At 53.0% G+C, this 12,871-nt stretch carries 15 protein-coding genes; 5 read left to right on the top strand and 10 right to left on the bottom strand.

What is annotated here, in order from left to right; all coding sequences use genetic code 11:
• Positions 1-12: 12 nt before the first annotated feature.
• Together SBI19_RS21005 and SBI19_RS21000 are read left to right on the top strand one after the other, a co-directional pair.
• A complete protein-coding gene (locus SBI19_RS21005; RefSeq protein WP_317971479.1) occupies positions 13-489 on the top strand; it encodes an RNA polymerase sigma factor in 477 nt (158 codons plus the stop codon).
• On the top strand, positions 470-1,201 hold the full coding sequence (locus tag SBI19_RS21000) for a hypothetical protein (protein ID WP_317971478.1): 732 nt from the start codon (positions 470-472) through the stop codon (positions 1,199-1,201). The genes SBI19_RS21005 and SBI19_RS21000 overlap by 20 nt, the downstream gene beginning before the upstream one ends.
• A gap of 62 nt (positions 1,202-1,263) precedes the next feature.
• Here the strand turns inward: SBI19_RS21000 and SBI19_RS20995 are convergent, their stop codons facing one another.
• Positions 1,264-2,532 (bottom strand): helix-turn-helix domain-containing protein, encoded by a 1,269-nt coding sequence (locus SBI19_RS20995; RefSeq protein ID WP_317971477.1) that lies wholly within the window; start codon positions 2,530-2,532, stop codon positions 1,264-1,266.
• 150 nt (positions 2,533-2,682) lie between these two features.
• Here SBI19_RS20995 and SBI19_RS20990 point away from each other — a divergent pair, with 150 nt between their 5' ends.
• Positions 2,683-3,438 (top strand): SDR family NAD(P)-dependent oxidoreductase, encoded by a 756-nt coding sequence (locus SBI19_RS20990; protein ID WP_317971476.1) that lies wholly within the window; start codon positions 2,683-2,685, stop codon positions 3,436-3,438.
• 49 nt (positions 3,439-3,487) lie between these two features.
• Positions 3,488-4,237: an SDR family NAD(P)-dependent oxidoreductase gene (locus tag SBI19_RS20985; protein WP_317971475.1), complete on the top strand. Its 750-nt coding sequence runs from the start codon at positions 3,488-3,490 to the stop codon at positions 4,235-4,237.
• A 91-nt stretch (positions 4,238-4,328) separates the two neighbouring features.
• On the opposite strand, the gene SBI19_RS20980 is transcribed toward SBI19_RS20985, so the two are convergent.
• From SBI19_RS20980 to SBI19_RS20970, 3 genes are all read right to left on the bottom strand, one after another.
• Entirely contained in the window at positions 4,329-4,919 is a 591-nt protein-coding gene (locus SBI19_RS20980; RefSeq protein ID WP_317971474.1) for a TetR/AcrR family transcriptional regulator, read from the bottom strand.
• 39 nt (positions 4,920-4,958) lie between these two features.
• Positions 4,959-5,897 (bottom strand): SDR family oxidoreductase, encoded by a 939-nt coding sequence (locus tag SBI19_RS20975; RefSeq protein ID WP_317971473.1) that lies wholly within the window; start codon positions 5,895-5,897, stop codon positions 4,959-4,961.
• Between the two features lie 164 nt (positions 5,898-6,061).
• Positions 6,062-6,529: an SRPBCC family protein gene (locus SBI19_RS20970; RefSeq protein WP_317971472.1), complete on the bottom strand. Its 468-nt coding sequence runs from the start codon at positions 6,527-6,529 to the stop codon at positions 6,062-6,064.
• A 211-nt stretch (positions 6,530-6,740) separates the two neighbouring features.
• Between SBI19_RS20970 and SBI19_RS20965 the strand changes: the two genes are divergently transcribed.
• Positions 6,741-7,655 (top strand): alpha/beta hydrolase, encoded by a 915-nt coding sequence (locus SBI19_RS20965; RefSeq protein ID WP_317971471.1) that lies wholly within the window; start codon positions 6,741-6,743, stop codon positions 7,653-7,655.
• 6 nt (positions 7,656-7,661) lie between these two features.
• Here the strand turns inward: SBI19_RS20965 and SBI19_RS20960 are convergent, their stop codons facing one another.
• From SBI19_RS20960 to SBI19_RS20935, 6 genes are all read right to left on the bottom strand, one after another.
• A complete protein-coding gene (locus SBI19_RS20960; RefSeq protein WP_317971470.1) occupies positions 7,662-8,033 on the bottom strand; it encodes a winged helix-turn-helix transcriptional regulator in 372 nt (123 codons plus the stop codon).
• Positions 8,034-8,170: 137 nt separating this feature from the next.
• On the bottom strand, positions 8,171-8,932 hold the full coding sequence (locus SBI19_RS20955; RefSeq protein ID WP_317971469.1) for an SDR family NAD(P)-dependent oxidoreductase: 762 nt from the start codon (positions 8,930-8,932) through the stop codon (positions 8,171-8,173).
• Between the two features lie 175 nt (positions 8,933-9,107).
• Positions 9,108-9,716 (bottom strand): TetR/AcrR family transcriptional regulator, encoded by a 609-nt coding sequence (locus SBI19_RS20950; RefSeq protein ID WP_317971468.1) that lies wholly within the window; start codon positions 9,714-9,716, stop codon positions 9,108-9,110.
• A 135-nt stretch (positions 9,717-9,851) separates the two neighbouring features.
• Positions 9,852-10,589 carry an MBL fold metallo-hydrolase gene (locus tag SBI19_RS20945; protein ID WP_317971467.1) on the bottom strand — a complete coding sequence of 246 codons (738 nt, stop codon included), beginning with the start codon at positions 10,587-10,589 and terminating at the stop codon, positions 9,852-9,854.
• Between the two features lie 185 nt (positions 10,590-10,774).
• On the bottom strand, positions 10,775-11,764 hold the full coding sequence (locus SBI19_RS20940; protein ID WP_317971466.1) for a phosphotransferase enzyme family protein: 990 nt from the start codon (positions 11,762-11,764) through the stop codon (positions 10,775-10,777).
• Positions 11,765-12,137: 373 nt separating this feature from the next.
• Positions 12,138-12,836, bottom strand: a complete 699-nt coding sequence (locus tag SBI19_RS20935) for a 3-hydroxyacyl-CoA dehydrogenase (RefSeq protein WP_317971465.1) — start codon at positions 12,834-12,836, stop codon at positions 12,138-12,140.
• Positions 12,837-12,871: the final 35 nt, after the last annotated feature.

Below are 12,871 nucleotides of genomic sequence, written 5' to 3'. Positions count from 1 at the left end.
CGAGGTGAAAGCATGAATGAAGTGTACCAACGAAATGTAGATCGGGTTTACCGCATTTGCTTCATGTATCTGAAGAATCGAACGGATGCGGAGGACGCGGTTCAGTCGGTTTTTCTCAAGCTGTTCAAATCCGACATCGGTTTCAGGGATTTCGAGCACGAGAAGGCGTGGCTGATCGTTACCGCGCGCAATCACTGCAAGGATCAGTTGAAGAGCTGGTGGAGAACTCGGCAAGTCGATCTAGCCGTACTGCCGGAGGGCATCTGGCATGATGACCGCGAAGGCTCGGGCGCCGTACTGGAGAAGCTGCTGTCCCTGCCTGCCAAATATCGGATCATACTCTATCTGTATTATTACGAGGACTATTCCGTCAGAGAACTATCGAGCATGCTGGGCCGCAAAGAAAGCACCATCCAGACCCAACTGGCCAAAGGCCGCGCACTTATGAGAATTAGCTTAGGAGGCCATTATGACCAATCATCATATTAACGAGCTCTACGAAACGTTGACGCCGACCGACGAACAGAAAAACCGCATGTGGAACGCCATGGAACAGCAGCTTGGGACAAGCGAAGGAACCGCAGTCGTGAGGGTTCAACCCAAAAGAGTTCCACGCTATCGCAAACTGGTCATGTCCATCTCAGCCAGCGTGCTCGTGCTCCTATTGGCAGCCACCGCATACGCAGCCATCGTCGGGAACCACGAGAAACAGTACCAAGAAGTTTTCAACGGCAAAGGGACGACCGTTTACTTCGCTAACGGGACTAGCATGCACTATGTAACTGATGGAAAGAGTAAGCATGCTAAGGGTGCAATGGGCGGTGATGAGAAAGGCCCTTGGGTCGTAAAGGAATCGTGGTGGGGACGCCTAACGGTTAACGTTGATGGCAAGAAAATCAACATTACGAAGCAATTGAAGGAGAAGGGCTACTTCTACTACACCTATCGAGACAACGTTAACGTCCTTCACCGCTTATATATCGTGAAGAACGCTGGCGGGAAGAAGGATTATTCCGAGCGCTGGTACTCGCAGATGGAATGGCTGCCTGAAGTCGGTGTAGGGGGCGCTTTCCGAGGTCTAAGCGGACCCTTGTCGGATGCCATTGTATGGGCGGAAATAGATGCCGAGGAAGATGGCAAAGATCTAGAAGCCGCATTGCAGGATCGACTATCGAAATATTGGAGCGAGTACGGCGAGTAGGTTATGTAACAGAGACCAGTCACCGATCGGGAGACTGGTCTCTTCTTCTTATCCTCTTGGTTCTATTCCGTGCTGCTCGGTTCGGCACGCTTGCGACCCGGGCGCTGTTCGGACTGCCGATAGCTCTTCGGCGTGCTGCCCTGCCATCGCTTGAACACCTTATTGAAATAACTTTGGTCGCTGAAATTAAGCCACGTCGCGATGTCAGTGATCGGATAGTCGGTAAGAGCAAGCAGTCTCTTCGCCTCCTCGATCCGTTCGCGCTGGACATACTCCGATATCGTAAGCCCGACCTCTTTCTTAAATAAGCCAGACAAGTAATTCGGACTCAGATGCGTCAGCTCGGCGAGCCGATCAAGCGTAATCTCGCCGTACAATTGGTTGGCGATCTCATGCAGGCAATCCTGTACAGCAGGCGAATAATGGCCTCGACGCACGTCTGCCACCCGATCAACGAAATCGAACAACGCCTCCCGCATAATGCGGATGACCTCTTGCAGCTTGTCCTTCTCCTCCAACTGCTGGATATAGCTGTCGCTGAGCGTCAACGCATCTTCCTCGTGCAATCCGCCCTCGATCGCCGCTCGACAGATTAAGGCGATGCCGGTAATCATTAGATTCTTCTCGCTGCGAAGGCGGCTGCGCTTGGATAACAGACCGAATTCATCTTCCCCGACAATGGACTCCATGACGAATGTCCGAACTCGTTCCCTTTCCCCTGCGCGAACGTAATGCAGCAGTACGCGCTCATGCGACAGGTTCGTATGCAGCATGCCGCTGCGGCGGCTAAGGGACAGCTCCGCGTCCCGTTCCCGCTTATCTTCGACCAGCGTATGGAACAGCAAATCGGTTGAAAGCAGCGCCGCAGACGGATCGACAGCCTGCCTGCGAATGGCGAAGTGCACCATGAGGCTTAATGCTTGCGCCCGCTCCTCTGTCACGATGGAAATTTCCTCGTACAATTCCAACAACCATCCACGATTGCTTGCGTGCAGCTCCTCAACCGTCTCCAGCCATTGATCGTCCTCTTGTTTCTTGTGCAAATAGGGGCCAACGACAATCGTCCCGATTAGCCTATCCTCGTCGTTCGCATTGACGAAGAAATATTGCAGCCTTGCGCGAGAGAAATGAATGGGCTGCTCCGCAGCATACAGCGCATAAGCGTACCCGGCGATTTCCTCGCGCAGCAGAGCAAAAAACGGATTATCTGCAATAGCAGTATCAACATATGCCGATTCGATAGTCCGCCCCGGTTGTATAACAAATACGGGAAGCTGCAGCGCATGATGAAGCAGCCTGCCGAATGTATTGAGCTCGATCAGCGTATTCATACGAGCCTCCATCGATTGCATTTAAGGTTAACCATCTATGATGAAAAAAGTACAACAAATCATGAATAAATACAATTAACCATTATGAAAGCGCATTACACTGAGGGTGCAGTGAAACAACTGCTACCACGCTCGAAAGGGATGAACGAAATGTTGGATCATAAAATAGCAGTCGTTACGGGAGCAGGAAGCGGCATTGGCCGTGCAAGCAGTTTGAAAATGGCAAGCTACGGCGCCACGATCGTGGCCGTCGATTTCAACGAAGCATCCGGTCAGGAGACCGTTCGATTGATTCACGAGCAAGGCGGCGAGGCGATCTTCGTACAAGCCGACGTCTCGAAGACCGAGGATGTTCAGCGCTATGTACAAGCCGCGATGAATGCCTACGGCCGCATCGATATTTTCTTCAATAATGCCGGAGTCGTTCAGAAGTTTGCGAAGCTTGCCGACATCGAGGAGAACGAGTTCGACCGCGTCATCAACGTCAATGTTCGAGGGGTATTCCTCGGCATGAAATATGTACTGAAAGTCATGGAACAGCAGCAGAGCGGCACGATCATCAACACGGCTTCTACAGCTGGCGTAAAGAGCGAACACAGCGCATCCGCTTATTCTGCAAGTAAACATGCTGTTGTCGGTCTGACGAAAGGCGCTGCAATCGAATATGTGAAGAAGGGCATTCGGATCAACGGCATCTGTCCGGGTGGCGTAGAGACCGCGCTGACGAAGAGCGTCGAGCAGACGTTCATGACGGGCGGCTACGTGCCAGAGGAAATCGGCAATATGCGCATGGGACGGTACGCTCAGCCAGATGAGCTGGCGGAGATGGTTGCATTCCTCGCTTCTGACAAAGCGAGCTACATGACCGGTTCTATCGTTCTGGTTGATGGTGGTTTGACCCTGTAACTCGGAACCTTCACTCATGATTAATTTCTATAACAGGAGGGCATTTAACATGAAACTTCAAGACCGCGTAGCCATTATTACAGGCGGCGCCTCCGGCATCGGTCGCGGCATTGCGCACGCTATGGCCAAGGAGGGCGCTAAGGTCGTCATTGTAGATGTCAACAACGAGGGCGGACTGGCTGCGGAGAAGGAATTGAATGAGATCGGCCAAGGTAAATTCATCAAAGCGGATATTACAGACCGAGCCGAGCTCAAACGCATCGTGGATGAGACTGTGCAAGCGTTCGGAACTGTTCATGTGCTTGTCAATAACGCCCATGTCTCCAAGCAGGTCATGCTTACCGAGACAACGCCGGAGGATCTGGCGCTATCGTTTAATACAAGCTTCTACCCAACCTTCTTCCTGATGCAGCACTGTTATCCTTACTTGAAAGAAAACAAAGGCTCAGTGATCAACTTCGCCTCCGGCGCAGGGCTTAGCGGCATGCCGACGCAAGGCGCTTACGGTGCAGCGAAGGAAGCTATCCGCGGCCTGTCGCGCGTTGCTGCGAACGAATGGGGCATTGACGGCATCAACGTCAACTGCATCAGTCCGATCGCGAATTCGCCAGGCGTACAGAAGTGGAGCGAATACTTCCCTGCCGAATACGAAGCAATGGTCAATGGCGTTCCACTGAAGCGGATGGGAGATTGCGAGCGCGACATCGGACGCGTAGCTGTATTCCTAGCGAGCGATGATGCGAGCTATATGACAGGACAGACGCTTATGGTCGATGGCGGATCGATCATGCTGCGTTAACGCGACGACAAGACCTTCACTACGGAGTAACTGTGAAGGTCTTTTTTGTACGTATATATGGAGAATGATTCGTTGCGCAAAAACTCTCGCATTAGGTCAACACGCGCATCAACCGGTCCACTTCCTGCGTCCATTCAACCCCCAGCAACCTCGCATCCTGAAGCATAAGACCCGTCAGAATCGACAGGAACAGAATGATTCGATTGTGCGGATCGCCCTCCGCGAATTGTCCCGCTTCCTGCCCTCGAATGAAGATGGGGAATAACAGTTCGATCGTTGATTGAGGAGAATAGCGCTGTACAGCCTCCTTCGCCTTAAGAGGTACACCATCGGACTTGTGCGCTTGCTGAACGAGCAGAAAATAATCTCGATGACTCTCGTCCAGCAGCCGCAATGCGAATGCCCTTACCTGTTCCAACGGCGTCCCTGGCAGCTGCCCAATATTGCGAATCGCCTCTGCCGCCTCTTCGACCGCCTCCTCTACGAGCAGCACGAAGATCTCATCCTTCGAGCTGAAATAGCGATAGGTCAGCCCGTGGCTTATGCCTACCTCATCCGCGATCATGCTCATCTTCGTACCGGCAAGCCCCTTCTCTGCAAAAATCCGAAGCGCCGCCCGTTTGATCTGCTCTCTCCGCTCATCGAATGCCTGCTCTGCCTGCGCCTTAGCCACTCTTGCCATATATAGACTCCTTCCTCCCTATGCGAGTCATTCGATCCTTTATGGCTGGGATACGTAGGTTTGTTCCACGCTCACTTCCCACAGTCTCTTCGCCGCTTTCATATCGCGTGCTGCCGCAGACGGTGTCTTCGCCTGCTTATCTGCGTAGTAACCCCCATTGGCTAAATTCGCCGCATCCGTTTCTGCCAGCCAGACCAACGTTTCTGCCCCATGCTCAGCCGTACTCGAGAAACGTTTCATGACCGCCATCGTCATTCTTGCCAGCAAGCCGTTGTCCTGATTGAAGTTCGTGGAGACTAGCCCCGGATCGAAGCTATACGCCGTGATGCCCGTGCCCTTCAGATGCTCCGCCAGCTGAGATGAGAACAATATATTCGCCAGCTTGGTCTCGGCATAACGGAAATTAGGGCCGCCTGTCATTTTACCCAGCAGTCCGAACTGCCGTTTCCCGCTTAGATCGTCGAAGCTGATTCCTTTTCTAGCCATTTTGTGACCATGTGACGATGTCGTGATTATACGTGCATGCTCAGCCAGCATCCCCCGCTCTAGGAGAAGGGTAGTCAACAAGAATGGGGCCATATGGTTAACCGCCCACGTCATCTCGAGTCCATCCGCCGTCACCTTGCGTTCGACGAACATCGCGCCGGCGTTGTTGATTAGCCGATCGATCTTCGGACACTTAGCCGCAATCTGATCCGCCACGCTTCGAATGGATTGCTGCGAGGACAGGTCCGCGATATAAACATCCACATGAATAGGTTCGCTGCAAGCTGCCCGCAGCTGCGCCGCAGTTTCATTGGCTTTGGATTCATTGCGTGCAACAATGCCGATGTTCATCCCTCTTGCCGTCAGCGCATGTGCAGCCGCTAACCCGATCCCGCTGGTCGCGCCAGTAATAAGAGCGTATTGCCCTTTCACACCTATATGGCTCACTTGCTTGGCTTGCTTTGCTTGGTTCGCTTGATTCAGTCCGTTCATTGAAATCCCTCCAGTTATGAGTGAATGACTCATTCATTTATTTACAATGTATGAGTCGCAGCTTCACTTCATAACCGGTATACACGCCTATTTATGAGCCTATTTGACGAACACAGCCCCTCTTCCTATGGACAACTAGGATTCGGGGCTGATCCATTTTCACTTTAACGGTTCACATTCGCATACGGAGCTTTGTCCGCCACAAGATTGAGCGCGATGCCATGTTCCAGGTATGCTTTTGCACCGCAGAGCACGATCGTGTATCCCCCCATGTCGTCGACAGCTCGTCCAACGATCTCGTCTCCGCTGCCCGCATAACCTGTAGTTACGATCTCCACCATCGTTTCGCTGTCTGCTCGCGGCGTGAATGTCCACTCCGTCTCCGTACCACCCGACCACTGGATTCGAATACGCTTATTGGGCTCGACCGTTAACACGCTTAGCTCGTCCGAAACGCCGTACATCTCCCACTCCCAACGAACACGGCTGCCCGTCTCAAGCCGTCCGCTGCTCTTCGTGAACCAGAACCTCGTCGTAATGGCTGGATCAACGAAAGCTTCGAACACCTCCGCCACCGGCTTACGAATCATCATTTCGGCTTTCACGGCCGGTATTTCATTCAACGTCGTCATCATCATTGCCCCCTTCGCAGATCTTCCGTTTGTTCTCACTATACCATTTCTTGCCCAATTTCGAACCCGCGAATGCAGACACCGCTTATAAGGCACTTTTAAGTGGCCTCGCCACTATAAAGTGCCTTCTTACGCATGCTCAGACCGTGCTGTAAGGTTAAGTCATGGAACAGAACAGCCAATCACTAAGAAGAGAAAGAAGGAATCAATCATGAACAATCAAATGCCGGCAGCAACAAAACAGTTTCTAGCCGATATTGCAGGTTTCCCATCCCTGCACACCATGTCGCCAGAGGAGATTCGGCAAGTCGTCATTGCGAATGCCATCTCCGACAACTTCGATCTGGCAGCCATTGAAGATATGGAGCTGGACGGCCCACATGGTGCGCTCCCTATTCGAATTTACCGCCCGCGAACCGAGCAGCAGCCCTTGCCTGTCATCGTGTTCTTCCATGGCGGCGGCTTCGTCTTCAACCGAATGGCACATTACGATCCGATGAGCAGCAAGCTGGCAGCCGAGACCGGTCACGCCGTCGTCTCCGTCGATTACCGGCTAGCCCCCGAGCACAAATTCCCTGTACCCGTCGATGAAGCGATCTTCGCGACGCAGTGGGTGTACGATAACGCAGCCGCTCTTGGATTCGATCCGTCGCGCGTGTCGGTTGCCGGCGAGAGCGTTGGCGGCACCCTGGCCGCGATCGTCGCACAACAAGCCGTCCAACGCGGCAGATTCAAGATCGCACATCAAATTCTGCTCAGTCCAGTAACGGACTGGGCGGGAGATTACGAATCGAAGCGCACCTACGCCGCCGGATATTTTCTCGAGACGGCATTGCTCGAATACTGCGTGGGGCACTATCTGAATTCAGATGCGGAACGCACCAATTCACTTGCTTCTCCGATGTATGGCCAGGTGAAAGGTGCGGCGCCAGCGCTGATTGTAACGGCAGAGTATGATCCATTGCGCGACGAAGGCGAGCAGTATGGCCGGAAGCTTGCGGATTGCGGCGTTCAAGTCGTGATGAAACGATACGCAGGCATGATTCATACGTTCTACGCGATGACGGATGTGTTCGAGGAAGGTCATGATGTGTATGCACTTATTAATGAGGAGCTATGGAAATAACAACCGTTATGCATTCTGCCGGTCGAAGGACCGTCTTGCCTGCAGGACCGAATCGTAATGCGAGTCCGTCCATCGATGCAGCGTTCGCATCGGTTCGATCAACGTTTCACCGAGCGGCGTCAGCTCGTATTCAACGGTCGGCGGGACGGTCGGATAGACATACCGCACAACGAGTCCGTCCCGCTCCAGCTGACGCAGCGTCTGGGTGAGCATTTTCTGCGTAACGCCTTCCACCCGCTTCTTCAGATCGCTGTAACGCTTCTTGCCGGATTCCAGCTCGTAGAACACGAGAACCGTCCATTTGCTCGAGACGATCTCCAGCGCCCTGCGATAGTGGCATGGCGACTCGTTCTCGTCCGACATCGCAAATTCACTCATCGTTCCAGCTCCTATCTCGTTTCATTTGCCACCCATTATAATACGAATCACAATTGTCATGAAGCGGTAAATGGTATGGACGCCAAGAAGCCCTTCAACACCTCGGGGTTGAAGGACTTCTCTTGTCGATGCCGCTATTAGCCTTGCTTCGTCTTGAAGCTCAAATACCCGTCGTCAACCGGAATCGTCTGACCGTTAATGGCGCTTGCCGCGTCGCTGAACAAGAACGCGACGACGCTGGCCACTTGCTCGGGCTGAATGATTCTGCCCCGCATATGCAGGGAGCCGAGATGATTCTTAATCGAATCATCATTGCCGAGAATCGGCGTGTTGATGAAGCCAGGCGCTACGGCAACGACCCGAATATTGTGATCGGCGAGCTCCAGCGCACCGGACTTGGTCATCATGACAACCGCTGCTTTCGCTGCGTTGTAGTTGAAGCTGCCGACGGCCGCCATCGTGCCGTAGATCGACGCCGTGTTGACGATCGTGCCGGCTACGCCGAGCTCGACCATCTTTTTGGCCGCGTAATACATCCCGTAGTAAACGCTGTGCTGATCCACGTCAATGACGCGATGATATGAAGCAGGGTCCATCTCGAGGAATGGCTTCACCAAGCCGATACCCGCGTTGTTGAAAATACCGCTCAACGTTCCGTATTTCTGAACCGTCCAATCGATAAGTGCTTTGACCTCGTCCCCTTTGGAGACATCCACTTTATAGGCTGCCGCTGTCACATTCGACGATTCGAGCTCGGTCACCAACTGCTGCGCAGCCGCATCATTGTAGTCAGCAATGACGAGCGTTGCCCCTTGAACCGCCAGCTTCAACGCCGTTTCCTTGCCGATCCCGCTGGCACCGCCTGTAATGATAATGACTTTGCCATTCTGTTCGGTCATCCATAATCTCTCCCTTCAATTCGATCGCTAAGCGAACCAAAGGGTAGTATTCGCAGCATTTCTATTTTTAATCTCTGAAGGAAAACAATGCAATGTTTAACCCGCACTAAAAAAGACCCACCTGCAATGAGGTGAGTCCGCTAGTAGTTGATAAGTCCATTTCGATGCTTCGCGCTTACGTTCTCAGTCTGCCGATCCCATCTTCCAGCAGCCGCCACACCTGCTCCAGCCATTGGCCTGATGCCAGTTCCGACGGTTTGAATAACAAGCAGTAGAGATAGGATCCGCTGACCAGATCGACGAGCGTTTCTTCATTCGCATCCTCGCGGATCTGCCCGCTTCGCTTGCCTCGCAGGATAATAGCCTGATAAGCCTTGCGGCGAGGCTGAATGAAGTTCTGTTCATATTGCGCGATGAACTGCGGGGAGTCGAGCATCCCGGCAATCATTTTGTGAGCGGAATAGGACTTCCCTTCAAACCGCGAATTGAACGATGCAAGCATCTGCTCTAACAGCTGTCGCAGGTCAAGCAAGGCGTCTCCAGTATCAGGGACCACCGTCTGCTCCGAGGCATAACCGAATGCATCCGTCAGCAGTTCATCCTTCGTTCCCCATCTGCGATAGATTGTCGGCTTGCTGACGTTTGCCCGCTGCGCCAGCGTATCCATGCTGAAGCTTTGCACGCCATATTCCAACATGAGTTCGCGAGCTGCTCGTAAGATGGCTTCGTCCGCCTGCTCGCTGCGCGGTCTGCCTGGTCTGCGTGATGGAATGTCTGAACTCACTGTAGACTCTCCTCGATTCGAAATGGATTACGTTACGATACCGGTACGTAATTAAAATATAGCCATTTCGACATCCTCTTGCAAAGGGTGATGGCATCCTGATCCGTTCAGACTCGTTCAGATCGTTCCGATTCCTTACACAATAAGCGTCTCTTCGGATTGCAAAATAACGAGCTTCACTCGATCGCTCGCCGCCTTCTGCAGCCGCTCCACAATGTCAGGCGTCTGCGTATACAGCGGCGGATGGTGGATCGCACGGAAATGGATCGGCAGCAGAACCGCTGCCTCCAGCACGACAGCTGCAGCTACTGCCTGCTCCGGCGACATCGTGATCGGCAGGCCGCTCGGCGTTAAGCCCGGGAACTGCACCACTGCTGCATTGACTGGCAGGCAGACGACATCGAACGGACCGTGCTTATGGACGATCCGCCACCAATAACCATGCCACAACGTATCCCCGCTGTGAAACAGCTTCTTCCCGCCGTCTTCAACAATCCAAGAGATTTGCGGATCGCCGACCCCATCTACGGCGTACGAGGCTGTCGCCTTCAACGAGCCTATCTCAACGGTCTCGCCGAGCGCAACGCCGCGAATATTCGTCAGTTCGCTGTTCCCCGCGTACTTTAATGACCCTTCTGGCATATAGACTGGAGTATCGGATCCATAGAACGAGCTGATGGCGGCAGGGTCGAAATGATCGCCATGATGGTGCGTAATAAGAACGGCGTCTACGGGTCCGTACTGGTCCAGCGGCAGCATCGGCTCATGAGACTGCCCGAACTTCGCAGGGAAATTGTACAGCGGGTCGATCACGATTCGCGCATTGCCCGATTCAATGCGTATGCCTGCCCATTGAAGCTTCTGTACGATCATTTCGATCATCCTCTCGAACTCAATTAATTTACTATACGGTATCGTAATTATATTAGGTCTCATTGGATATTAATGTCAATATGATTCCGCCTGCCTAACAAAAAAAATACACACTCCGCGAACGGAGTGTGCTGCTGTCCACTAAAGCGGACTTGTGATTCTCTAAGTGTAGGTTTCTCTAGGCTCTACTGGATGACCGTATCGAAGCAGACCGCTTTTCTCTCCATCGCTTGCGCCAGCCTGTCTCTCAGCCCGACCAGCCATTCCGGCTCATTATCCCACTTCTCCGCGCTTGATCGAAGCACGCGCACATACCCGTATAGGTTCGCGAACCTCCGGCAAGCCGGCAGAATCGCCTCGAAATCCTCTGCGAGTTCATACTCCGATTGGTAGCCTTCAATGAAGAGCTGTTTCTTCTGCTCATAGCTCTCGCTTGGTATGCAGTCCCTCAAGCTGTCCAGCGCCTGCTCGATGTCCATCGCGTACCAATGGTACATCGCATCGTCGAAATCAATCGCGTTGCAGCTGCCCGCAGCCTCATCATAGAACACATTATCGAACTCAAAATCATAATGGATCAGTCCGTAGTTATGCATCGTCTTCGGAAGCGAGTCGAAGTACATCCGAAGCCGCTCCACCTCGCGCAGCGCAGCCGTCTCCTGCGGGTAATCCGCCAGCTCCTCTTTCATCCACGTCAGCGCTTCGTCATGACTCCACCGCTTACAACCTCCTGCAGGCTCGTATTGAGTGCTCAGCTTATGAAGCCGCCCTAAAGCTTGACCGTGCTTGAACGCAATCTCGTCGCGAAGATCCGTCTGGCCGATCTGCACCCCAGCGACGCGTTTGAATACAGACGCATAGTAGTCGCCCCACGGCGTCCGAATCTCTACGAGTTCTTCCCCGTGCTTCGATTTCACCGCCTCCAACACCCCGTACCCTTGGTCACGCAGGTAAGCGATGAATTCGAGTTCGGCTGCTATGTTCCCCTTACGCTTCTCCTTCACTGGAGCGAACCGCAATAGCCGAACGGCTCCCTCAAGTCGGAACGGATAGATGGCATTGGACGATATCCGGTAATACTGGAACAGCTCCAGCGAGTCCTCGTCGTAATGCCAGTTACCCAAGATCATTTTGGCCAAATCCTCGTTATGAAACAAATATTGTAACTTCAGCATCGGCATGCTCCTCGTCTATTCATCTATTGGTCTATAAAAGCGCGCAAAAAAAACCGCGAGGCTATACCTGCGGTCTTGTTTATCCTTATGGAAGGAGGGCAAATCAAATAACCCTCGCATGAAGTCAGGAAAAATGAGCAGTATGTCTCAAGAAAGTGGGGACTCGCGTCCACCAGCTATATTCAGTTCGCAATCACCATAATCGTCATCATTGTCGAATTAGCCCGGCTTTTCATGCCGCTCACTCCCTTCGGAACATCGTACACACATCTTATCCTATATCTAATTTATGTGGAAGTATTTTCTATGCAATATGCCCATGAGAAAAAGAGCCTCCCACAGCCGATCCTGCTGAGAGAAAGCCCGACTCGAATCAACTTTTCAGAAAATCAGGATCCAAGTAACGCGGGTTCGGATACTTATAGAAGCCTTCGCCCGTCGCCGCACCTAGCTTGCCCTTGTCGATATACTCCGTCTTCAGCAGCTCCGCGATCTTCTTCATCTCTTGATCGCCCGTTGCTTCCGCCTTCGCATTGCCGATATTGTACGCGGTCGTTATCCCGACAATGTCTAATATAGCAAACGGCCCTTTCGGCGCTCCTGTCGCAACCATCCACGTCTTGTCGATCGTCTCCGGATCCGCTATTCCTCTAACCAGCAGCTTCTGCCCCGCGTCGAGGAGCGGAACGAGCAGCGAGTTCAGAATGTAGCCTGGCTGCTCCTTCTGCAGCGGCAGCGCGACCATGCCGATCGCACGAGCGAATTCGATCACATCGTCGAACACCTTGGCGTCCGTACCCGGATGCTTCATGATCTCCGCCGTATTGTTCTTCCAGATCTCGTTGGCAAAATGGAGCGCAAGAAACTGGCTCGGACGGCCCGTCGCCTCGGCGAATTGGCTCGGCAGCAGCGTCGAAGAGTTCGTCGCGAACACCGTCTTGGCAGGCGCCAACGGTCCAAGTTTCTGATAGAAGTCGGTCTTGATCGGCACGACCTCAGGAATCGCCTCAATGATCAGATCCGCGTCGGCAACGGCCGCCGCAAGATCGCTGATATGAACGAAACTTGTCAACCCTACGCTATAACTGGTGTTTCAGAATACAAAAA

It is taken from the genome of Paenibacillus sp. CCS19, assembly GCF_033239625.1.
In the GTDB taxonomy this organism is placed as follows: Bacteria; Bacillota; Bacilli; order Paenibacillales; family Paenibacillaceae; genus Paenibacillus_T.
Note: the sequence above shows the minus strand (reverse complement) of the source record. Positions and strands in the feature narration are given on the sequence as shown.